Below are 22232 nucleotides of genomic sequence, written 5' to 3'. Positions count from 1 at the left end.
ATGCCAAAATCTAGTTTCGTTTGTTCCGTTCATCTTTACTTCGCTGCTATTGTTATTTTCTAGACTGGTTTTGAGTTATGACAGAGTGGCAATTTACGACTGCGATCGCTACTGCAAACCAACGCTCATTACAGCGTTTGATTCGGGCGGTTGCTCTCTCTAAGGGTCAGTTTTCACTGATTCTAGTTCGGTGTAACTACGGTTATCTACGTCAACAGGTTGTAGATCATCTTCGCACCTTAACTAAAGATATTAATTTGCGGGAGGTAGAGTTATTACCTAACACCACCACAAATTTACACAACACTATTGTTTCAGAACTATATTTGGATATCCCAGCTGTCAAAAGTGATTCTTCACCTTCGGCACTGATGGTATTTGGCTTAGAATCGGTAATTGCCATTGAAGATTTACTGACTGGACTCAATCAGGGGCGAGATATCTACGCTGATACTTTTGGATTTCCTGTGGTGTTGTGGTTAAAGGATGAAATTGCCACTTTGTTATCGCGGCTAGCACCTGATTTTAAAAGTTGGGCAGCAACCACAATTAAATTTGAAATGCCGAAAGATGATTTGCTTGATTTAATTCGCAAGGAAACAGAAACTCTATTTAATAAGGTTTTAGATAGTGGGGCAGAATATTTTATTTCCAATGCGGCTTTGGAATTAGACCCCAAGTCACAACACCGCTGTGAAATTGAAGCCGCCCGCAGTGATTTACTCCGTCTGTATAATGTTCAACTGGAATCGGATTTGGAAGCAAGTTTAGAATTTGTTTTAGGGCGTGATGCTTATGCTAATGACGATATTGAGGAAGCATTAGCACACTATCAACGTAGTTTGGCTTTGTGCCAAGAAGAATTAGGCAATGGTGAGGTTACAGAAGGAAAACAGATTCAAGATTTTGTTCAAAATTTTGAATATGCAGAATTAGAAGCACTATCAACGGCGAATCTGAGTTATCCCCCCACTTCTTTAACTCCGAATTCCTTAGCAACGGTTTCCGAACCTACTATAGTTAAACCTCTGTTGCGGCAAATGCTGGTTTTATTCCATTTGGGAATGTGTTACCGACGTATGGCAGAGTTGCGTCCAGCTTTGAATCGTAGCTACTGGCAAGAGGGATTGTTTTGGTTTCAACGTTGTTTGGGAATTTTAGAAGCTGCCAATCGTCCAGATTTGCTAGCTAAGTTTATTGTTCCTACATGTGAAATGCTGCAACGTTTGCAAGCTTGGGAAGACTTGGAAGAAATGGCGCAGAAGGCTTTAGAAGTTCATGAAAAATATGGAACAAAAGCTCAGGTAGCCCAAGATTATGGATTTTTAACTACCGTTGCTGAGTCCAAATCTAATTGGATACAGGCACATGAATTCGCCAGTACTGCCCATTCCATCGCCGAAACAGCCACAGGGGTATCACGTCAGCAGGAAAGCTGGTATCTGTTATTGCTAGGTAGGGCGCAACGTCACTTAGGGGAATGGGAAGAGGCAATTAGTAATTTGGAATGGGCAAAGGTTGTTTGTGAGCTTCAATATGAACCATCACTGTATTTAGAGATTGTAGAGGAATTGCGATCGCTTTATTTTTTCGAGCGGCATGATTACGGTGAAGCTTTTAATTTGAAGCAAGAACAGATTCAAATTGAGCATCAATATGGTTTTCGGGCTTTTATTGGGGCAAGTCAACTGCAACCGCTGCGTTATACCCAACGTTATCAAGGGAATCCGTTAGGAGGAACATCAAAGTTTCCCTACATTCCGGAGGAAGTGGCACAAGAAATTGCCGCTTCCGGCAGATCAAAAGATGTGAATCGGCTGATTGAAAGGATTTCCCGTGCTGATTGTAAGTTAACCATTGTTCATGGACCTTCTGGAGTTGGGAAAAGTTCGATTCTTAAAGCTGGTTTGGTACCTGCACTTAATGATAAAGTCATCGGCGATCGCATTGCCCTGACGTTGGTATTATCTACCTATAGTGAGTGGATTTTGATTTTAGGACGTAGTTGTAATCAGGCTTTAGCACAAGCCGATTTGCCAGTGTCGGTGAAGTATACAACCACGGTTTTAATCGATAAATTACGTGCTTTAGCTGATCACAATTACACTGTAATTCTCATATTTGATCAATTAGAAGAATTTTTCTTTGCTATCCAAGATCAAGCACAGCGGATTGATTTTTATCGCTTTGTCAGTGATTGCTTGAATATTCCCTTTGTCAAGGTGATTTTTTCCTTGCGGGAAGATTATTTACATTATTTGTTGGAATTTGAACGTCTTAGCAGCGAAAACAACCAACATAGCTACGATTTAGGCGTTATTAATAAAAATATCCTTGACAAAGATATCCGTTACTACTTAGGGAAATTTTCCGTTCACGATGCCATCGGTGTAATTGATATTTTGACAGAGCGATCGCACTATGAACTCAGCAATGATTTAATCAATCAGTTGGTGCAGGATTTGGCTGGGGAAGTTGAGGAGGTTCACCCCATTGAATTACAAATTGTTGGTGCCCAACTCCAAGCTGAAAAAATCACCACTTTAGATGAGTATACCGAATCTGGTGGTTCCGAGAAGCTAGTTGAGCGATGGTTAGAGGAAGTAATTAAGGATTGTGGACGGGAAAACGAGCAAATTAGCTGGAAACTATTATTTGAACTCACCGACGAAAAAGGTACACGTCCTCTACGTACCAAGGTGGAGTTAGCCGTTGCCTTAACCAAAAATATTGCCCAAAATGGTGGAACTCATGATAACTTTGAGTCGATTTGGGAACTAATTTTAGATATTCTAGTGGGTAGCGGCTTGGTAATTAGGCTGCGGGATGAAAATGGCGATCGCTATCAGCTGGTACATGACTATTTAGTGGAACCAATTCGCCAAAGAAACAATTACGGTATTGTTGCCGAACTAGAAAAAGTTCGCTTTGAAAAAACCCGCGCTGAAGTAGCCCAAAAACTTAGCCAAGAACAACTAAATGTCATGCTGCAACGTCGTCTCAGGGAAGCCCGCATAGCTGGTACAGTTTTGGCGATGATGACAGCCACAATTGGCGGGCTGTGGTGGCAAGCTGATATGCAAAAGCGTTCGGCAGTGCGGCAAACTCGGCGGGCAGAAAGTAGCGAAAATAACTTAAAAATCAGCGCCATTAGTGCGGCAAGTGAGGCTCTATTCGCTTCCAATAAGGAATTTGATGCCCTCGTTGAAAGCTTACGGGCTTGGCGACGATTAAAATATACCAACGAAGTTCAACCAGATACCAAAATTCGAGTAGTTGCCGCCCTCCAGCAGGCTGTGTATGGGGTAAAAGAGTTAAATCGCCTGGAGGGACACACAGATGTTGTTTGGAGTACTGTATTTAGTCCAGATGGGCAACTCCTGGCATCTGGTAGCAACGATAAAACTATCAAAATTTGGCGACAAAATGGTGAACTCCTCCAAACCATTAACGCCCATGATGATGCCATTACTAACTTGAGTTTTAGCCCAGATAGTCAAAAGCTTGCCACCTCTAGCTTAGATCGCACCATCAAAATTTGGCAGCGCAACCCCACCACCGGAGAATTTGAAACAGAACCAACCCATACTTTGGATGGACATAGTGACGGGATTTTCAGTGTTAACTACAGTCCCGATGGACAAATGTTGGCATCCAGCAGTAAAGATAAAACCGTCAAACTGTGGAACAGTGATGGGAAGTTAATGCAAATTCTGCGGGGTCATAATGCCTGGGTGAACTATGCCACCTTTAACCATGATGGGCGATTTGTTGCCTCAGCAGGTGAAGATAAAACTGTCAAAATTTGGCGACGTGATGGTAGTTTGGTGACAACCTTAACTGGACATACCGATGGTGTCACCTATGTTGCCTTTAGTCCTGATGGCAAAACCTTAGCATCCGCCAGTCGAGATCAAACCATTAAAATTTGGCGACGCAAAAGTACTCAAAACTCCAGCTTTATCCTGGTGCGAACTTTAAAACAACACCAAAAAGTGATTTGGAGTCTGACATTTAACTCCACAGGTGAACAACTAGCATCAGCTGGTGCAGACAACATGATTCACATTTGGAATTCCAGTGATGGCAATTTGGAACAATCCTTTAAAGGACATAATGATGCTGTTGCCAGTATTGCCTTTAGCCCCGACGATAAAACCCTAGTATCCTCAAGTTACGACAAAAGTATCAAAATTTGGAGTTTAGAAGCACCCAAATTACCTGTACTTGAAGGACATAGCGATCGCGTTCTCAGTGTAAGCTGGAGTCCTGATGGTAAAATGCTGGCATCCGGTAGCCGCGATCACTCCATTAAGCTGTGGCAGCGGGACAACAGCACCAATGTCCCCGAAGCTAAACTCTATCGGACTTTAATTGGGCATAATGCCCTTGTATCAAGTGTCGCTTTTGACCCGATGGGTAAAATCTTGGCATCAGCCAGTTACGACAAAACCATCAAATTGTGGCGGCGTGACGGCTCTTTGCTCAAAACCCTCAGTGGACATACTGACAGTATTATGGGTGTCAGTTTTAGCCCAGATGGACAACTATTAATATCTGCCAGTAAAGACAAAACCATCAAAATGTGGAACCGTGAAGGGGAACTAATCAAAACCCTCACGGGACATCAAGGTTGGGTAAATAGCGTCAACTTTAGTCCCAAAGGGGAAATGTTCGCTTCCGGTAGCGATGACAAAACCGTCAAATTGTGGCGACGTGATGGTACTCTCGTCAAAACTTTTACCCCCCACGAAAGTTGGGTGTTGGGAGTCAGCTTCAGCCCCAAAGATCAAGTCATAGCCTCCGCTAGCTGGGACAACACAGTGCGTCTATGGAACTGGGATGGCAAAGTCTTAAAAACCTTACTCAAGGGGTACAGTGATAGCGTCAGTGCCGTTAGTTTTAGTCCCAACGGGGAAATTATTGCTGCTGCTAGTTGGGATAGTACAGTCAAACTGTGGAGTCGAGAAGGTAAATTAATTAAAACCCTCAACGGACACACTGCACCAGTTCTCAGCGCCAGTTTCAGCCCTGATGGACAAACATTAGCATCAGCCAGCGATGATAACACCATCATTCTTTGGAATCTAGATTTTAAAGACTTACTCAAACGCGGTTGCAGTTGGGCAAATGATTACCTCCAAAATAACCGTAACGTTGATTCACGCGATCGCACTCTCTGTGAAGATATTGGAAAATAACGATTGAGTTCAGCGGCGGCTATTAACCTTTGTATCGTAACCGACCGTCTTTATTCCGCAGCAGGTAAGTAGGTGGGTGTTGAAAATTGTCGTTGCGGGGAGTGTGGACTGGATAGTGCCGACACTTCCAGGGTGAAGCAGGAAGAAAATGTTAGCGTTTGTTAGCATTTTTATATCGGATTTCTGTACTTAATTTTGAACATAATCAGTTAAGTTGACAATACCCAAGCGATTCAGGTCGCGTCGTCATCAAGATGAACAGCTATAGTGCGATACGCCACCAACGCTAGAAAACGCCTTGGGTTTTAGGCGATAGTATTTATCTTCTACTCCTTGTGATTGCTCATCATATGGATAGCTCAGTATTTCTTGCAACTCTTTAATTAACGTGTAGTTGCCCTGCATGGCTTGTTGATAGGCAGGGACAACCAACCACTCTCGCCATGCGTATTTTGGGTTAGTCTGTTTCATATTTGTTGATATCTCAGCCAAATTGCCGTCCTTAATGACGAGGTTACGCCAGCTTTTTAGCCAAAATTGCCATTGTTCATCGAGTTGGGGCGAAGTTTTAACGTAGAAGCTCTTTTTCAATGCTGAAACATCGTCTGGTATATGGGATAACTCTCGGAAGAAGATGGTGTAATCTACCTCTGACTGGGACATTAACTGCATTAATTCCTGAAATAGCGTTGGGTTAAATTCAGGCAAACCAAGTTTGTCCGCCCACATTTTTTGGATTTGTTTTTGCATTGCTTCTGCAAAGCCATGGCGTACTTGGTCAAAATGTTCTAAAGCTTCGGCATCTTCTGCAAGCAGCGGTCTCACAGATTGCCAAAACATATGATAATTTGCCTCTGCTGCGATCGGCTGATTGAAGAATGAAAAGTGTTTGCCACCACCAGTCCAAGGTTGAAACCAACGGTCAAAAATTTCACAAAATCCAAATGGTCCATAGTCGAGAGTAAAGCCACCCGCAGCACAGTTGTCACTATTAAAATTACCCTGGCAGTAACCAATCCGTAGCCAATTAGCCACCAGTGAAGTCAGACGCTGGCGAAATAACTTCGCTAATTCAACCAATTGATCTGCAAAACTAAGATTTTGATCAATGTCGCTTTTATATTCTCGCTCAATTAAATGCGACACTATCATGCTCAACTCTTCTAATGCTCTTGGATGAGCGTTGCTGCGAACACGGCGGGCAAATAGCTCTAGCTGACCAATCCGCAAAAAGGATGGTGCAACGCGAGTTGAAATAGCCACAGGATTGTCCACCAAAACATCAGGGTCGATGGAGTGGGAGTCTTGAGAATACCAAGGTCGGGTAACGGTGTCAGATTTAGAAACATACAGTGTCAAAGAGCGCGATGTTGGAACACCTAAAGCCTGCATATATTCTTGCGCTAGAAACTCACGCACACTTGAACGGAGCACTGCGCGCCCGTCGGCACCACGGCAATAAGGCGTTGGTCCACCACCTTTCAATTGCATTTCCCAGCGCTGTTCATTGATGATTCCTTCAAACACAGAGATTGCCCGACCATCGCCATAACCATTGCCAGTCCCGAATGGACATTGTTGGGTATATTCGGTGCCATAAATCGACAGTGCATAACCAGTTGCCCAGCCAAACGAACGCATAGGCTCATGCGCTACAGAAATGTCACCAGAAAATAGATGGCGAAATTTTTCATTAAACGCCAACTCATCGCTCAACCCAAGTTCCTTAAAAAAAGTGCTGCTATGGGTTACGTATTCTGGTTCTGCAAGCGGCGTGGGTGTCACAGGTACGAAATGACCAGAAAAAACCTGACGGGGACGGCGATCATCACCATCGATCGTGGCATCAGGATCGGGATTTAAAGTGTTCATCAGAGAATAGTCTGCCAATTGCACAAACTCATCGAAGGTCGTTACGCAAGACTCGGCAGATGGTTTAGATGAATATGACATTGTTGCTAGCGCCCGTATTGTTGGGAAAGATTCATGTTTTAATTGAGAACCTTCTAGAGGCTAACATAATAGCTGCACCAGTTTTCAGCGAGAGTTTTAGCCCTGATGGAGAAAATTTAGCCTCAGCTAGCGACGACAACACCATCATTCTTTGGAATCTAGACTTTAAAGACTTACTCAAACGCGGTTGCAGTTGGGCAAACGATTACCTCCAAAATAACCGTAACGTTGATTCACGCGATAGCGAAGCGCTGACTAGTCAGTTCGCACTCTCTGTGAAGATATTGGAAAATAACGATTGAGTTCATCTGCGGCTATTAACCTTTGTATCGTAACCGACCGTCTTTATTCCGCCCAGTTTTCTAGAGATAGACTGGCAATGCGTGAAAACTCTCGCACATCAGCGTGACACCAAGGCTCAAGGCATGGGCAGCAATCAGCATGTCCATTGCCCCGATCACAAGTCCTCTACTTTCCAGATCGCTTCTAATTGCGCCATAAAGGGTTGCAGCAGCTTGATCAAACTCAACGATTTCTAAAGGGATTAAAAATTGCATCAAGGCACTACGATTTTTCTCTTGCTGTTGGCTCTTGCAAACGCCATATTCTAATTCCGCTACGGTGATGGAAGAAATACCAATATCTGACAAGGCGAGGGTTTAGAATCGCGCCAATACCTTGGGAGGTTTTTGCTTAATCAAATAAATACAAATGTTGGTGTCAAGCAGGTATTGCATCTAGAACGCCTCTCGAACGTCCAGGGGAGGCTGATCTCTAGTAGTCATGAAATCATCAGAAAACTGCTCTAAGCTTTCAAACAGAGATTGCCACGGATGATCTTTGGCAATCAAAACGATCGCATTCCCAACTTTTTTAATGTAAACCTCAGTACCCGCCATCTTGAAGTCTTCGGGGAGTATCACAATTTGATGGGTGCCATCGGTGCTAATTTGAGCGGTATTCATGGTAAAGATCCCTAGTTTACTTTGATAGTTATATTGGCTGGATTCAACGCTATATATTTTTCCATGGTTTCCGATTTATACTTGGGGACGTACCCGATTTTTATCGCTGCTGAGTGCGATCGCACTCAGCAGCGAAGGAATTGGTAAATAACGTTCTGCTTCATCCACCGCTAGCAACCTGTCAAACTCAACCGACTAAGTCTATACAGTCAGCGTGTAAGCAGATTGTTAGAGAAATCCACAGAATGATTGATCCAAAAGCTGTCATTGCTTAATTTCGCTTTGCTACATAAAGCCCTACGGGCATGGCTTCGCTTAACGCAATGACCATTGGGCACTTCTTTTTGTGGAGGTCTCTTATGTCCTTGGAACTAAACTAGCGAGGGATATGAAAACCTCCTCTAAATCCGTGTGTGGGATCTCGTCTAAATCCATAAGTGCATAATATCTCTTTCCCAGGGAAGTAAGTTCCATCTTTTGTGGTTCTACATTATCCCAACCTAATAATGCTTTAAAATGACCTGCTGGACTAGCTTGAACCCCTGAAGGTACAAGTCTACATCCTACAAGTCCTAAGTTATACAGTTGATATATCTCTTGCAGAGTGGAAATAGTTTCATAAGGAATAAAACCTTGAAACTCACTATAGTCATCTTCTTGCAAGACTACATCTTGCATTTTAGGCTTCTGATGAAAAAGTGAAAGAAGACATATCTGACGATACGTTAGATTCTCTATAGTTTGCAAAATATGATTTGCTTCTCCAACTTTCACATCAGGAGCAAAAGCAATACTTGCAAATACATTCGCAAATATTTTGACTTTCTTTTCTTCGTGCTCATTTTTGCTCTTTAACAAAACTCCCTCAAAAACTTCCTCAGCATCGGGGCGTGAAGCATTTTTTCGAGTCTGGAAAAAACCATCATTGCGTGGTTTTTTTCCTACATCTAACTTTCCTTTAATTTTTTCAATTGCTAACGTTGTTACAGCACCAATACGAACTTGTTCTCTATGCGATAACAATCGATTAGCAACATCTGTTAAAACTTTCGACGTTGATTTTGATATTGCTACACCGACAGCACCTCCAGCAGCAGCACCGGCAGGACCACCTAGGAAAAAACCGAGAACTCCACCAGTGGCAGCACCTGCCATCTCACTCCCAGTCGAGATAATTGACTCTATTTTATCTTGGTCACTAGCCATAAGTATTTGATACTCACTTATATCCTTTAATGCAGTGCTTATAAAAAGTAGCTGCTGGAAACAGCCGAAATTACGTAACTATTTATTAACCTGAAAGTTTCCGTCTATCATACCAAGCGTTCTAGTAAAATAAAGCATTACAGGCAATTTACTCATAATATCAAGAACTTTTCTGACTATCATCTTTTTGTATGTAAGTACAAGCTTTTCAGTAGATTTATCGCTGATATCCAGAAATTTTACACATAACATCCGAATTAAGGCATTAAATAGAATTTTCAGGATATTTTTACCGTGGAACAACGCCCAAAAAAGTTGATGGAACAGGTGCAAGATGCAATCCCGCTTAAATATTATTTATACAAAACAGAAAAAAGTTATATTGGCTGGATTCGACGCTATATATTTTTCCATGGTTTCCGATTTATACTTGGGGACGTACCCGATTTTTATCGCTTCTTAGTGCGATCGCACTAAGAAGCGAAGATATTGGTAAATAAGCTGCTACCCAGCTAAATCCTATAAATTCAAAAATCATAGCCTTTGTGGTGCGCTTTAGATATACAAATTAGGCGCTTAATAGCTTAAATGTATCTGAATCAAAATAGGAAATAACGTTGTGCCATTGGTAAAATTGTTGCAGGTTCGCAGGTTAGTAACTCACCATCTGCCCGAACTTCGTAGGTTTCGGCATCAACTTCGATGTGGGGCATAGCATCATTTAACTTCATATCCCGCTTAGTTAAACTGCGAATTCCCGAAACAGCGATCGCACTTTTTTTCAAACCCAGTTGCTGCGGTATTTCCCTTTCTAATGCAGCTTGGGAGAGAAATGTCAAGGAAGTCGCATGACAAGCACCTGAAAAGCTACCAAACATCGGACGCATATGCACAGGTTGGGGTGTGGGAATACTGGCGTTGGCATCACCCATTTGTGACCAGGCAATCATTCCCCCCTTAATTACCATTTCTGCTTTCACACCAAAAAAAGCGGGTTTCCACAAACATAAATCAGCCAGTTTTCCTTCTTCCACTGAACCTACATACTGGGAAATACCGTGAGCAATTGCCGGATTTATTGTATATTTAGCAACGTATCTTTTTGCCCGATGGTTATCAGCTTGCCCATCCCCCGTTAAGCTTCCCCGCTGTACCTTCATTTTATGTCCAGTTTGCCAAGTGCGAATGATTACCTCTCCCACCCTTCCCATGGCTTGGGAATCGGAAGAAATCATACTAAAAGCGCCTAAATCATGCAAAATATCCTCAGCAGCGATTGTTTCTCGACGAATCCGGGATTCAGCAAAAGCCACATCTTCGGGAATATCCGCATCTAGGTGGTGACATACCATCAACATATCCAGGTGTTCATCCAGGGTATTCACCGTGTAGGGACGGGTAGGATTAGTAGAAGAGGGTAAAACATTTGGTTCCCCGCAAACTTTGATAATATCGGGTGCATGTCCTCCCCCTGCACCCTCTGTATGGTAGGTGTGGATAACGCGATTTTTGAAAGCGGCAATGGTTTCTTCCACAAACCCCGCTTCATTCAGGGTATCCGTGTGAATTGCCACCTGCACATCAAACTCATCGGCAACAGTCAAACAAGTATCAATTGTCGCTGGAGTTGTTCCCCAATCCTCATGTAACTTTAACCCCATTGCCCCCGCATTAATTTGTTCAATTAGTCCCTGGGGTTGACTACTGTTACCTTTACCCAAAAAACCCAAATTCACCGGGAAAGCATCAGCAGCTTGCAGCATCCGGTACATATTCCACACACCCGGTGTACAAGTTGTAGCATTTGTACCAGTCGCCGGACCCGTACCCCCACCAATCATGGTTGTAATTCCCGATGCGATCGCTACTTCAATTTGTTGGGGACAAATAAAATGGATATGGCTATCTATACCACCAGCCGTTAGGATCATTCCTTCACATGCGATCGCTTCTGTCCCCGGACCAATAATAATATCTATATTGTCTTGAATATAGGGATTTCCAGCTTTCCCAATTTTGTGTATTTTCCCATCTTTGATGCCAATATCAGCTTTGACAATTCCCCACCAATCGAGGATCAAAGCATTGGTAATCACCACATCCACCGCACCATCAGCATTGGAAATCGGCGATTGTCCCATCCCATCGCGGATGACTTTACCACCACCAAATTTGACTTCATCACCATAGGTTGTGAAATCCTGTTCTACTTCGATAAATAATTCGGTGTCTGCAAGTCTAACTCTATCTCCCACAGTGGGACCATAAGTCTCAGCGTAAGCACGACGGGACATTCTGTAAGGCATAATGCACTTTTAGTAATGGAGGATAGAATTGAGTTTAAACGCAAAGGGTAACGCGAAGGTACGCTGATTATGGATGAGAATTAGTAAAAGGTTTCTGCTATATAGATTGGACATTACTGTCTTTTGGATACTCAGGTATGGATTTGAGAGAGGTTTTAAGCAAAATCCAATCTAGATAGAGAACGAGTAACTTCATTTTCAATAATTTACGATTGCGCTTAAAGTGAGCATCACTCAATACCCAAGTCCAGATTTTTTCTAGCAACAGTCCCAATATAATTTCAGCAGATTTGTAGAGTAATAGAGGAATTAGTGTTTCCAGCACGACAAGTACTCCAGTAAGTAATAATTTTCTTTTGCCCTTATAAAATCTCTCAAATGTTGTAATTGCTAGGCTTTTGTAATGTGTGAGTTTTGTATGATTTTGGTATAATTAGTAAAAAGTTTGTTGTTAGAATATGTCGCTACAAATTTCCCCAGAAAGAATAAAAGTGGCAAAAAATGCTTTAATTAGTACTTCTTTAACTCAGCAGCAGCTAGCTGATGTATTAGGGGTGACTCGTCAACCGATCAGCAAGTTTTTTTACCTTAAGCCGATTAAAAGTGACTTGTTTGTACGGATTTGTCAGAAGTTAAACTTAGATTGGAAAGCGATCGCGCTCGATATTGATGAACCTACTACACAGGCAAGTGCGGAAAATGTTTTTGACAGCACAGACGACAAGGAAACTGCATCTATCCGATATTTTCTAAACTTAGAGATACAGCAAGACTGTTATTTACTTCAAACGCTTCTCGATCTGGGTAATGAAGTGTATTTATCCGAAACATGGCAATCATGCTTTAGCCAAAATCGCGGTGTATGGCAAGATATGCGATCCCGTTTATCTGTAGCTCAGAGTAATAAAACATTAATACAACATATCCAATATTTTTATCAACAGTTGGATGATGTCGAAGAGGTTTGTAAAAAATTACTTACTTTTAAATCAAAAGCTTTATCTATTGAATCGAAACCAAAACGTCAAGGTGGGGTTCTTGTGTTTGGAGCAGAACCACCAGCTTGGGCTGATAAATATGTTACGCTTTCAGAACATCTAGAACTCGTTGCCATCAAAAAGATTTATATTATGAAAATCCAGAAATTAAGAGAAACTATTCCTAAATTAATAGATACTGGTAATCAAATTATTAATGAATTAAATTAGTCATGAGATTATGCGATCACGCTTTGGATAATTTAGGTTTTTGAACTTGTGCGATTTCTACGGAAGCTAAGTAATCAATCAAAAATATTTACACCTTATTCCTAATCTGGATAAGGGTTTCAATTGAAAAATCTCTGTAATTACAGCAGATTCTAGATTTATGAGGTACACAAATCAAAAATGCTGTCATTGTGTTGAATTTCTTATGCGATCGCATTTGACGTAAACTTAAACAAGACGAACGAAGTTGCTATAATGCTGATTCCAAATGCCGAGAATGCAGTCGTTGATATTCGCAAACTACGAGACTACTGTTTAAATCCAGACCATGACGAAGGGAAGCATAAAGCTAGACTATTTTCATCAATCATAGGTATGACGGCTGAAAATGCCGAAGAGTTACGCCAAATTATTCTCGAAGTTGTCAAAACAAACGCAGCTAAATTGGGACGATGTGATGAATTTGGACAACGCTACACCCTCGATTTCCGGCTTGAATGGCAAAATAGAAATGCGACCATTCGCACAGGCTGGATTATTGAGCCTGAGTTAAATATTCCCAGATTAACAACCTGTTATCCCCTTTAATATTTTAGAGGTAATCATCAATGACAACAAACACACCGAAATTACTTGATGTAGTCGCACTAATAGTTGACCTTCCTGAGTGTAACTTGTGGCGTGGACAAGTTGGTACAGTGGTCGAAGTTTTGGCTAATGGTGCTGCATTTGAAGTCGAATTTAGCGATCGCAACGGACGAACTTACGAATCTCTAGGTCTAAGGATGGAGCAATTTATGGTGTTGCATTTTGAACCAGCATCACCCGACTCGGAAAAACAGATGGTTACAGCATAAACTAGACCAATACCGAATAACTTAAGTTTGTAAGGTTTAGTGATTGTTTTAGAGCTTGTTGTACAAGTCACTGAAGAACAGATGCTAAAGTACCTAATTTTTTCTGAAAAACTGAATCATTAGAAGATAATTACATCATTTACGTATAAGCACCCAAGGTGATTATTCTTTTTCTAGAGTAAAAAGTAAATATTAATAAATATATCCATTAAATACGTTTTTCAAAAACCATGAAAAAAGCACTTCTTCTCGTGACACTGTTCAGCGTTACCATACCTACAGTTTTACTTTCTAGTCCTTCTTTGGCTTCTGTTTATATGAAATACTATAATAAGGACTCGAACAAGCATGTAATGAAAGTTCAGATGGATGGCTCAACCAAAGAAGTTACATTCAACGGTAGCACCACTGGAGCCGCAACCATACAAGGTAGTGGTAAAAATGCTGTAATTGAAACATCTTGTGGAAAAGTCGAAGTCAAAGATGATTCCAAAATCGAAATCAAAGATGGCTGTATCAAAGTATTATAAGCAAATTAAACCTTGTCTATGATGAACACAGAGTTTTTTTAAACGATTGAAATGTGTCATTACAACGTAAGGAATCAATCTCAAATTAGATTGATTGCACACTATCTTTGTAGGGATACAGCAGTGCTGTATCCCTTCCATTTGTGTGTTCATTTAAAAGAATTTGATATCGTAGTATAATCGCTATAATTCCTCGAAATCTCAAGAACCATAATTACACTTAGCATCACTAAATTGAGCAAATTTTATTCGATACTTTTCCGGAGTATAAATATCTCCTGCTTGTTGTGGTGTGATTTTCTTTAAGCAAATTAAACGATAAATTTCTAGTACTCCATAGTGGCTAATCGGATTGATTTCATTCTCTTGTTCTTTACCCTCAATTGCCATTCTTTTGTACCAAAATAAAGCTTTTCCTATATTTATAGAAGTTCCTAAACCTTGTTCGTACATCTGACCAATTTTTTTCCAAATATAAGCGTTATCACTATGAATTAGAATCGACAATGCTTCGGTATAGCGTTTCGCTTCATACAGCGAATTGCCGTATCTATTTATTATCCAGCTATCATTAGGACTTAATACATATGCTTGGCGGAGATATTCAATATAATTAGTATTACTTTTGGTAATTGATGGTAGTTTTAAGTCTTTTGCATTTGGATCACTAAAACCAACAAATTCCATGAGGATTTGTGCGAGAAGTTTTCCTGAAGATGTTTCCTTGGCTTTATGCAACCATTTACTCGCTTCATTCTCGTCTTTTTTCAAACCCATAAATCTATAAAAATAGGCATTGTAAAGAAGATATGATGCAGGAGCGTAATTAAGTCTTGCTGCTTGTTGATACCATTTTAGAGCTAATGGACGGTCTTTCTCCTTCCCAATGCCAAACTCATACCAATCGTAGGTTTTAGCTAGCCAGTAACAAGCAACTGCATCATTTTTATCTGCTAAAGGTTGCAGTTTTTTACGTAAAGCGATCGCTTTTTGGGGATTAAATTTCCCAAACTCAAAAATTTTATTGAATTCGATAATTTCTGCTGGAGAAATTTGAGTTACCAGAGGATATTTTTTGGCTTGTGATTCTACAGAGTAATTAGTTTTGGCTTGAATAGGTTGGGTAAAAGCTATTTGGAAAACTGTATAAATAACTAACCATAAAATAGCAATATATCTAAGACGAAAAAAATATTTCATATAACCCAATAAAATAGATGAAATCCCCGACTTCTTGAGAAGTCGAGGACTAGGTTTAACAACAAATGCTGTGGATGTGGAATTCTAGATTTGAAGTGAATCTAAAATCTATCTCTTCACAACTTATCAGTTGGTTCTGCAACTACACTCACTTGAGATTTGCTGAGTACAGCGGTTTGCAACATTGGTGTATTAGAAACTGAATTATTAGCCAGGGTAAAGAGTGGATTCGATAAAATCCCAGCTAAAGATGTAGCAATCAAAGTTACGATTAAACCCACTTGTAAAGGTCTAAATCCTGGTAAATCCCAACGAACATCTGGGTAGTTTTTCACCACTTCAGACATTTCTTGAGGTTCTTTGACAACCATCATCTTGACTACACGAATGTAGTAATAAATGGAAATAACGCTGGTGACTAAGCCTAGTAATACTAAGCCATAGAGTCCTGCTTGCCAACCAGCCCAAAATAGGTAAATTTTACCAAAGAAGCCTGCTAAAGGTGGAATACCGCCTAAAGATAATAAAGACAGGCTTAAACCCAATGTCAGTAGGGGATCTTTTTGATACAAACCTGAGTATTCGGCGATTTGATCTGTACCTGTTCTGAGGGTGAATAGAATCACACAGGTAAAACCACATAGGTTCATAAACAGGTAAATCAGCAGGTAAAAAACCATACTGGCATAACCGGCTTGGGTACCAGCGATTAAGCCAATCATCACAAACCCGGCTTGGGCAATGGATGAATAGGCTAACATCCGCTTCATACTGGTTTGTGCCAGGGCGACGACGTTACCCAAAATCATACTCAAGATGGCGAGGGCTGTAAAGACAAAGCGCCATTCGTCAGCAATCAGGGGGAAAACGACAGTTAGAAGGCGGATAGCTAGGGCAAAACCAGCGGTTTTGGAACCAACTGACAAAAAGGCAATAACTGGTGTTGGTGCGCCTTCGTAAACGTCGGGAGTCCACTGGTGGAAGGGTGCGGCGGAGACTTTGAACCCAATCCCAGCAATGACGAATACTAAAGCGATTACCAAACCCAAAGATTGGGAGATATTTGCCGCTTTGATTCCTTGCGCGATCGCATTCAGTTCTGTGTTACCACCAGATAAGCCGTATAGTAATGAAACCCCATATAAAAATACACCTGTACTAGAAGCCCCAATTAATAAATATTTCAAGGCGGCTTCGTTGGAGCGGGGGTCACGCTTGGTGTAACCTGTGAGCATGTAGGAGGAAATACTCAAGGTTTCTAGGGAGATGAAAATCATTACCAACTCACTTGCCCCGGATAAAAACATCCCTCCCAAGGTAGCGGTGAGCAAAATAGCGATAAATTCTGCCAAAGCTGTGCCACTCTGCTCAATATAGCGAATGGACATCAAGACGGTGACAGCGCTGGAGAGGGCAATAATACCGCGAAAAACTATGCTGAGGTCGTCACTATTAAACGAACCTGTAAAACCAACGGGATTAGTGCTATCCCATTGAAAAACGAGGGCGATTATGGCAGCGAATAATCCTGCAACTGCCAGATATCCAATCCAGCGTGATGAGGTTCGCCCCAAAATCAAGTCAACAATCAAAACCCCCATGAGGGTGACAATGACAATACCCTCTGGTAGTATCGTGCCAGCATTTAGCTGGGCTGCAAGATTTGCAAAATCCATGAGCGGTATTAGGTTCTAGCTATGAAAGATTAAGGAACCAACTTTGTTAATTCTATTGTTTTTTAGTTGACTTGCATGAATCGAATTTATCTTTATCAACAATTACATGAGATTTATCAATGGTTTCAATCAGTTCTTCAACTGAACCCAATTTAATCAGGAGCTATTTTTTATTACAGCATCTCACTCAACATGTTTGCTCTAAATCGTTTCTTGTCTCCGGCAAGGAATGCATATCTGGAGGCGGAACTTCAAAGTCAGGGTTCCCAGGCTCTGCCTAGTAACGAGAGATGACACAAAAACTGAATTATTAATTTTGAATCTGCAACTGAACAAAAACAAGCTATCCTTCGGTACATTGGTAACGATAGATAACTTGCTGAAAATACAAAAAATAATTAAATTGAGCCTAGAGGCTTATTGATGATAGGTTTAAAGACTTTAGATATTAGTATCGCCTGGAGTATCCGTCGTCTCCACCTCGATCATTCCCACGATTTCCCCAGTTTCCACCGCCAGAGCGTTGTTTACCGCCGTAGCCATCGTTCTTTTCTTCCTTTGGTCTTGCTTTGTTAACTTTCAAAGCTCTTCCCATCCATTCCGCACCATCCAACGCACTGATAGCGGCTGTTTCCGCAGCTTCGCTTTCCATTTCAACAAAACCAAAGCCTCGCACGCGACCTGTTTCTCGGTCTGTAGGTAACTGCACACGCGTTACAGTACCGTACTCAGAAAAAACTTTAGTTAAATCGTCTTGCGTGACGCTGTAGGATAAGTTACCTACGTATATTGACATGAAACTCTCCAAAATCCTGTGATGCAGAGACGTTCACTCGGAGAGCAACTTGCTACTTGGTGTAAAAACAAGAACCCTACCGTAGAACTCTATTCTCCAAAACTATCCTAGCACATCTTTATTTTGGCAACCAAGGCTAAATTTGTGCGTATGATGCAAAGATGAAATTTACTCATCATCAGGAGTTTTATGAGTCCTTTTTGCCACTTTCTTCAAATTTTATGTCCACCACAGGAAATAATTTTCCACACTGTTAGTCGCCAATCATGCAAGATATGAGTTAAAGATGGAAATAGGTTAAGCGGTAAGCTACCAACAAGCAAAACTCCTAACCCTGAATCCACCATGCTGAACTTGATAACCTCAAAACAGCTAGTTGAATCAGATAAACCTGATCTACTCCCGTCGCCCAACCTTCGCAAATTTTTTCCAACTCGCCTTTACAGGCTTCTTAACGTTAAACTCAAATCTTATTATCAAATTGCCTGAGATAACGAACTTATATCTTGACAACTAGTTGAAATTACTTCAACTTCATTTTTTAGCCTAGCAGCTTTTCTTTTTTTTGAAATTTCCATGTCAACTCTCGTCATCGTTGAATCTCCAACTAAAGCTCGCACCATTCGTAACTACCTGCCACAGGGCTATCGGGTAGAAGCGTCAATGGGACATGTGCGCGATCTTCCTCAGTCAGCTACTGAAATTCCCGCCGCTGTCAAAGCTGAAAAGTGGGCACAATTGGGAGTGAATGTAGATGCCGATTTTGAACCGCTATACATCATTCCCAAAGACAAGAAAAAGATCGTCACCTTACTCAAAGATGCCCTAAAGGATGCCAAGGAACTAATTCTGGCAACTGACGAAGATCGGGAAGGTGAAAGTATTAGCTGGCATTTATACCAAATACTTAATCCGAAAATACCAACTAAGCGGATGGTATTCCATGAAATTACCAAGGAAGCCATTCAAAAAGCCCTAAAAAATTGCCGTACCATTGATGAACAGCTAGTTCGCGCCCAAGAAACACGCCGGATTTTGGATCGACTGGTGGGGTACACACTCTCACCATTGCTATGGAAGAAAATCGCCTGGGGATTGTCTGCTGGGCGAGTTCAATCGGTAGCTGTTCGCTTACTGGTAAATCGAGAACGGCAGCGTCGAGCCTTTCGTGAAGGTGCATATTGGGATCTCAAAGCTGATTTACTCCATGAAAAAGCTACATTTGGCGCTGTCTTAACCACATTGGCAGGAACTAAAGTTGCCACTGGTAGCGATTTTGATTCCACCACTGGGCAAATCACCGCTGGACGCAATGTTGTTTTGCTTAATGAGGAACAAGCAACAGCTTTAAAGGAACGTTTAACTGGTAAACCCTGGTCTGTGAGCGACTTAGAAGAACGTCCCGTCACTCGCAAACCATCACCCCCATTTACCACCTCAACCCTACAACAGGAGTCAAACCGGAAATTACGTCTTTCGGCACGGGACACAATGCGGGTTGCCCAAAACCTGTATGAGCAAGGTTATATTACTTACATGCGTACCGACTCTGTACATTTGTCGGAACAAGCCTTAATAGCTGCCCGTGAATGTGTAGAAAAACTTTACGGTCAAAATTACTTAAGTCCCCAGCCACGGAAATATACCACCAAATCTAAAGGCGCACAGGAAGCGCACGAAGCTATTCGTCCCGCTGGTAGTACTTTCCGAACTCCCCAAGAAACTGGTTTGGGTGGTCGAGAATTTCAAGTTTATGATTTGATTTGGAAGCGGACTGTGGCTTCACAAATGGCAGATGCCAATCAAACTCAAATCACTGTCCAATTACAGGTTGAAGATGCTGGTTTTCGTTCTTCTGGCAAGCGGATCGATTTTCCGGGATTTCTCCGTGCTTATGTGGAAGGTTCCGATGATCCAGATGCTGCATTAGATGATCAAGAAGTGATTTTACCTAATCTTAAAGTTGGTGATCATCCAGAATGTAGCCAACTCACAGCAGTGGATCACGAAACTCAACCCCCAGCTAGGTTTAGTGAAGCAACTTTAGTCAAAACCTTAGAAAGTGAAGGAATTGGTCGTCCTAGTACATACGCCAGCATTATTGGGACGATTATTGATAAGGGATACACACAGTTGACAAATAATGCCCTAATTCCCACATTTACGGCGTTTGCTGTCACGGATTTGTTAGAAAAACATTTCCCTGATATTGTCGATCCGAGTTTTACCTCCAAAATGGAACAAACTTTGGATGATATTTCCACCGGAGAAGCAAAATGGCTTCCTTACCTCAAGTCATTTTATTCCGGGGAAAAAGGACTTGATACCTTAGTTAAAGAGCAAGAAAGCCAAATAGATTCGGCTCAAGCTAGAACTGTAGACTTAGAAATTCCTGATGTCAAAATCCGCATCGGTAAATTTGGTGCCTATTTGGAAACTGGGAATGGTGACGATGTTGTCACTGCATCAATTCCGAAAGATTTAACTCCAGCTGATTTGGACTTAGGAAAAATCCAAACCCTACTCAAACAAAAAATTAGCGGTCCCGATCAGTTGGGAAGGCATCCAGAAACTGGTGAACCGATTTTTGTTCTGCTTGGTCCCTATGGTCCCTATGTGCAGTTGGGTGAAAAATCGGAGGAAAATCCTAAACCAAAACAGGCTTCATTGCCCAAAGGTGTCACACCCGAAACAGTGACTTTGGAGACGGCTGTAGGATTATTGGCACTTCCACGACTCCTGGGTACACACCCGGATACGGGTGCTACCATTCAAGCTAATTTGGGTCGATTCGGTCCCTATGTTGTTCACAATAATAAGGAAGGGAAAGATTACCGCTCACTGAAGGCTGCTGATAATGTCTTGACAGTTTCTCTAGAACGTGCTTTAGAATTACTGGCGGAGCCGAAGAAAGGACGTGCTAGCAGTGGCAAGTCTAAGGCAGCCCTCAAAGAGTTAGGGGCACACCCGGAAGATGGGGAACCCGTAAATATTTACGATGGACCATATGGAGCATATATTAAGCATGTCAAAACCAATGTGAGTATTCCTGAAGGTCAAACGGTGGAGGATATGACACTGGATACGGCTGTGGAATTACTATCGAGCAAGGCATCCACCAGCAAATCGACTCGGAAAAGTAGTAAATCTCAGGGTGCAGGTGCTAAATCTACTACTAAAACCACTAAGACCACTAAGACTACTAAATCATCTTCTAGTAAATCCTCAACTGCTGGAGGTAAGAAAAAATAAGCCTGAAAACAGTGATGCGATCGCCTACGGAAATAAATCCCGGTTTTGAGGTCACGCACCCACAAATAGCTTAAAACTCAACTTCTAAAGGTCATTTAACGCCGTTTATAGATAAGCTATATTGCTATATCCCCATAAGCAGCGTTTATGACTTTTTTTGATACAACAAACTATTCCCACGGAAGATGCGATTCTATCCGTTGTTCATGTAATAATGTTAATATTAGGGGAAGAAAACACTAAAATTTAGGAAACAATCACTTGTCGTTTACCGATAAATATTGTTAGCCTATTTTTAATTAGCAAGGTGTACAGGCACCCTACCTACTCCATAGCTGTTAACCAATATTATAGGTAGATATCAGGAGCGGTCAGTTTAAATGGACTATATAGAAAAGGTGCTGGAAAAGCTCAAAGAGTTAGCTCGTAAATTAGTCGAGGCTCTGCTAGGACCAGAATGTGAACCGGAGCCAGAATTAATTCCAATTCCTGTGGATGATCGTTCACGGCGACGGCGCTAGCTATCAAGTCTGTATCGGAAATTGTTAGATGTGAAAATACAGCCTCCTTTGAGTATTTTGGTGCTACATGGACCAAATCTCAATTTGTTGGGACAGCGTGAGCCACAAATCTATGGAGCGCTGTCGTTAGCAACTATTGACAGCCGCTTAAAAGCAGAAGCGGCGCTTTTATTGGTGGATATAGTTACGGCTCAGTCAAATCATGAAGGTGTCTTAGTAGACAAAATTCATGAGGCTTTAGGGCGGCATCAAGGAATTTTAATTAATCCAGGGGCTTATACTCATACTAGTGTGGCACTACGTGACGCGATCGCGGGTGTGGGTTTACCGGCAGTAGAAGTCCATTTAAGTAATGTGTATCGTCGTGAAGAGTTTCGGCATCACTCCTACATTGCCCCAGTAGCTGTTGGGCAAATTAGTGGGTTTGGAGCTAATAGTTATTTGCTCGGTCTTCGCGCCCTAGTGTATCATCTGCAAGAAGGGCAAGGAGAAGGAAAGGAGCAGGGGAAAAGTTAAGTTCAAAAATTAAGTTCAAAAATTAAGTTCAAAAATTAAATTGTT

General features: G+C 41.6%; 18 protein-coding genes and 1 pseudogene. 10 read left to right on the top strand and 9 right to left on the bottom strand.

Annotated elements, in window-relative coordinates; translation table 11 throughout:
• The first annotated feature begins 77 nt into the window (after positions 1–77).
• A complete protein-coding gene (locus CAL6303_RS18475; RefSeq protein ID WP_015199340.1) occupies positions 78–5201 on the top strand; it encodes an NACHT and WD repeat domain-containing protein in 5124 nt (1707 codons plus the stop codon).
• A gap of 249 nt (positions 5202–5450) precedes the next feature.
• On the opposite strand, the gene CAL6303_RS18470 is transcribed toward CAL6303_RS18475, so the two are convergent.
• Positions 5451–6986: a protein adenylyltransferase SelO family protein gene (locus CAL6303_RS18470; RefSeq protein ID WP_238993716.1), complete on the bottom strand. Its 1536-nt coding sequence runs from the start codon at positions 6984–6986 to the stop codon at positions 5451–5453.
• A gap of 242 nt (positions 6987–7228) precedes the next feature.
• Here CAL6303_RS18470 and CAL6303_RS18465 point away from each other — a divergent pair.
• Positions 7229–7456 (top strand): annotated as a pseudogene (locus CAL6303_RS18465) (hypothetical protein); the annotation flags it as partial.
• A gap of 60 nt (positions 7457–7516) precedes the next feature.
• Here the strand turns inward: CAL6303_RS18465 and CAL6303_RS18460 are convergent.
• The 3 genes from CAL6303_RS18460 to CAL6303_RS18450 form a co-directional block, all read right to left on the bottom strand.
• Positions 7517–7804 (bottom strand): type II toxin-antitoxin system VapC family toxin, encoded by a 288-nt coding sequence (locus CAL6303_RS18460; protein WP_238993715.1) that lies wholly within the window; start codon positions 7802–7804, stop codon positions 7517–7519.
• Between the two features lie 87 nt (positions 7805–7891).
• Entirely contained in the window at positions 7892–8119 is a 228-nt protein-coding gene (locus tag CAL6303_RS18455; protein ID WP_015199338.1) for an antitoxin, read from the bottom strand.
• 357 nt (positions 8120–8476) lie between these two features.
• A complete protein-coding gene (locus CAL6303_RS18450; protein ID WP_015199337.1) occupies positions 8477–9325 on the bottom strand; it encodes a hypothetical protein in 849 nt (282 codons plus the stop codon).
• Between the two features lie 318 nt (positions 9326–9643).
• Between CAL6303_RS18450 and CAL6303_RS31760 the strand changes: the two genes are divergently transcribed.
• Positions 9644–9802 (top strand): phage integrase N-terminal SAM-like domain-containing protein, encoded by a 159-nt coding sequence (locus CAL6303_RS31760; RefSeq protein WP_415748906.1) that lies wholly within the window; start codon positions 9644–9646, stop codon positions 9800–9802.
• A 122-nt stretch (positions 9803–9924) separates the two neighbouring features.
• Here the strand turns inward: CAL6303_RS31760 and ureC are convergent, their stop codons facing one another.
• Positions 9925–11631 carry an urease subunit alpha gene (gene ureC / locus CAL6303_RS18445; protein ID WP_015199336.1) on the bottom strand — a complete coding sequence of 569 codons (1707 nt, stop codon included), beginning with the start codon at positions 11629–11631 and terminating at the stop codon, positions 9925–9927.
• A gap of 97 nt (positions 11632–11728) precedes the next feature.
• Positions 11729–11956: a hypothetical protein gene (locus tag CAL6303_RS18440; RefSeq protein ID WP_015199335.1), complete on the bottom strand. Its 228-nt coding sequence runs from the start codon at positions 11954–11956 to the stop codon at positions 11729–11731.
• Positions 11957–12089: 133 nt separating this feature from the next.
• On the opposite strand from CAL6303_RS18440, the gene CAL6303_RS18435 reads away from it, so the two are divergent.
• From CAL6303_RS18435 to CAL6303_RS18420, 4 genes are all read left to right on the top strand, one after another.
• Positions 12090–12839, top strand: a complete 750-nt coding sequence (locus CAL6303_RS18435) for a hypothetical protein (protein WP_015199334.1) — start codon at positions 12090–12092, stop codon at positions 12837–12839.
• A 255-nt stretch (positions 12840–13094) separates the two neighbouring features.
• On the top strand, positions 13095–13427 hold the full coding sequence (locus CAL6303_RS18430) for a DUF6883 domain-containing protein (protein ID WP_015199333.1): 333 nt from the start codon (positions 13095–13097) through the stop codon (positions 13425–13427).
• 20 nt (positions 13428–13447) lie between these two features.
• Positions 13448–13696 carry a DUF4926 domain-containing protein gene (locus tag CAL6303_RS18425; RefSeq protein WP_015199332.1) on the top strand — a complete coding sequence of 83 codons (249 nt, stop codon included), beginning with the start codon at positions 13448–13450 and terminating at the stop codon, positions 13694–13696.
• A 353-nt stretch (positions 13697–14049) separates the two neighbouring features.
• Complete coding sequence (locus CAL6303_RS18420) at positions 14050–14226, top strand: hypothetical protein (RefSeq protein ID WP_238993714.1); 177 nt, start codon at positions 14050–14052, stop codon at positions 14224–14226.
• 201 nt (positions 14227–14427) lie between these two features.
• Here CAL6303_RS18420 and CAL6303_RS18415 read toward each other — a convergent pair whose 3' ends face one another.
• The 3 genes from CAL6303_RS18415 to CAL6303_RS18405 form a co-directional block, all read right to left on the bottom strand.
• Positions 14428–15426 carry a tetratricopeptide repeat protein gene (locus CAL6303_RS18415; protein WP_015199330.1) on the bottom strand — a complete coding sequence of 333 codons (999 nt, stop codon included), beginning with the start codon at positions 15424–15426 and terminating at the stop codon, positions 14428–14430.
• Positions 15427–15542: 116 nt separating this feature from the next.
• Entirely contained in the window at positions 15543–17102 is a 1560-nt protein-coding gene (locus CAL6303_RS18410; protein WP_015199329.1) for an NAD(P)H-quinone oxidoreductase subunit N, read from the bottom strand.
• A 448-nt stretch (positions 17103–17550) separates the two neighbouring features.
• Entirely contained in the window at positions 17551–17898 is a 348-nt protein-coding gene (locus CAL6303_RS18405; RefSeq protein WP_015199328.1) for an RNA recognition motif domain-containing protein, read from the bottom strand.
• Positions 17899–18474: 576 nt separating this feature from the next.
• Between CAL6303_RS18405 and topA the strand changes: the two genes are divergently transcribed.
• From topA to aroQ, 3 genes are all read left to right on the top strand, one after another.
• Entirely contained in the window at positions 18475–21150 is a 2676-nt protein-coding gene (gene topA / locus CAL6303_RS18400) for a type I DNA topoisomerase (protein WP_015199327.1), read from the top strand.
• A 380-nt stretch (positions 21151–21530) separates the two neighbouring features.
• Positions 21531–21671 carry a hypothetical protein gene (locus CAL6303_RS30820; protein WP_015199326.1) on the top strand — a complete coding sequence of 47 codons (141 nt, stop codon included), beginning with the start codon at positions 21531–21533 and terminating at the stop codon, positions 21669–21671.
• Positions 21672–21701: 30 nt separating this feature from the next.
• Complete coding sequence (gene aroQ, locus CAL6303_RS18390; protein WP_015199325.1) at positions 21702–22187, top strand: type II 3-dehydroquinate dehydratase; 486 nt, start codon at positions 21702–21704, stop codon at positions 22185–22187.
• Positions 22188–22232 lie beyond the last annotated feature (45 nt).

The organism is Calothrix sp. PCC 6303, from assembly GCF_000317435.1.
GTDB lineage: Bacteria > Cyanobacteriota > Cyanobacteriia > Cyanobacteriales > Nostocaceae > PCC-6303.
Note: the sequence above shows the minus strand (reverse complement) of the source record. Positions and strands in the feature narration are given on the sequence as shown.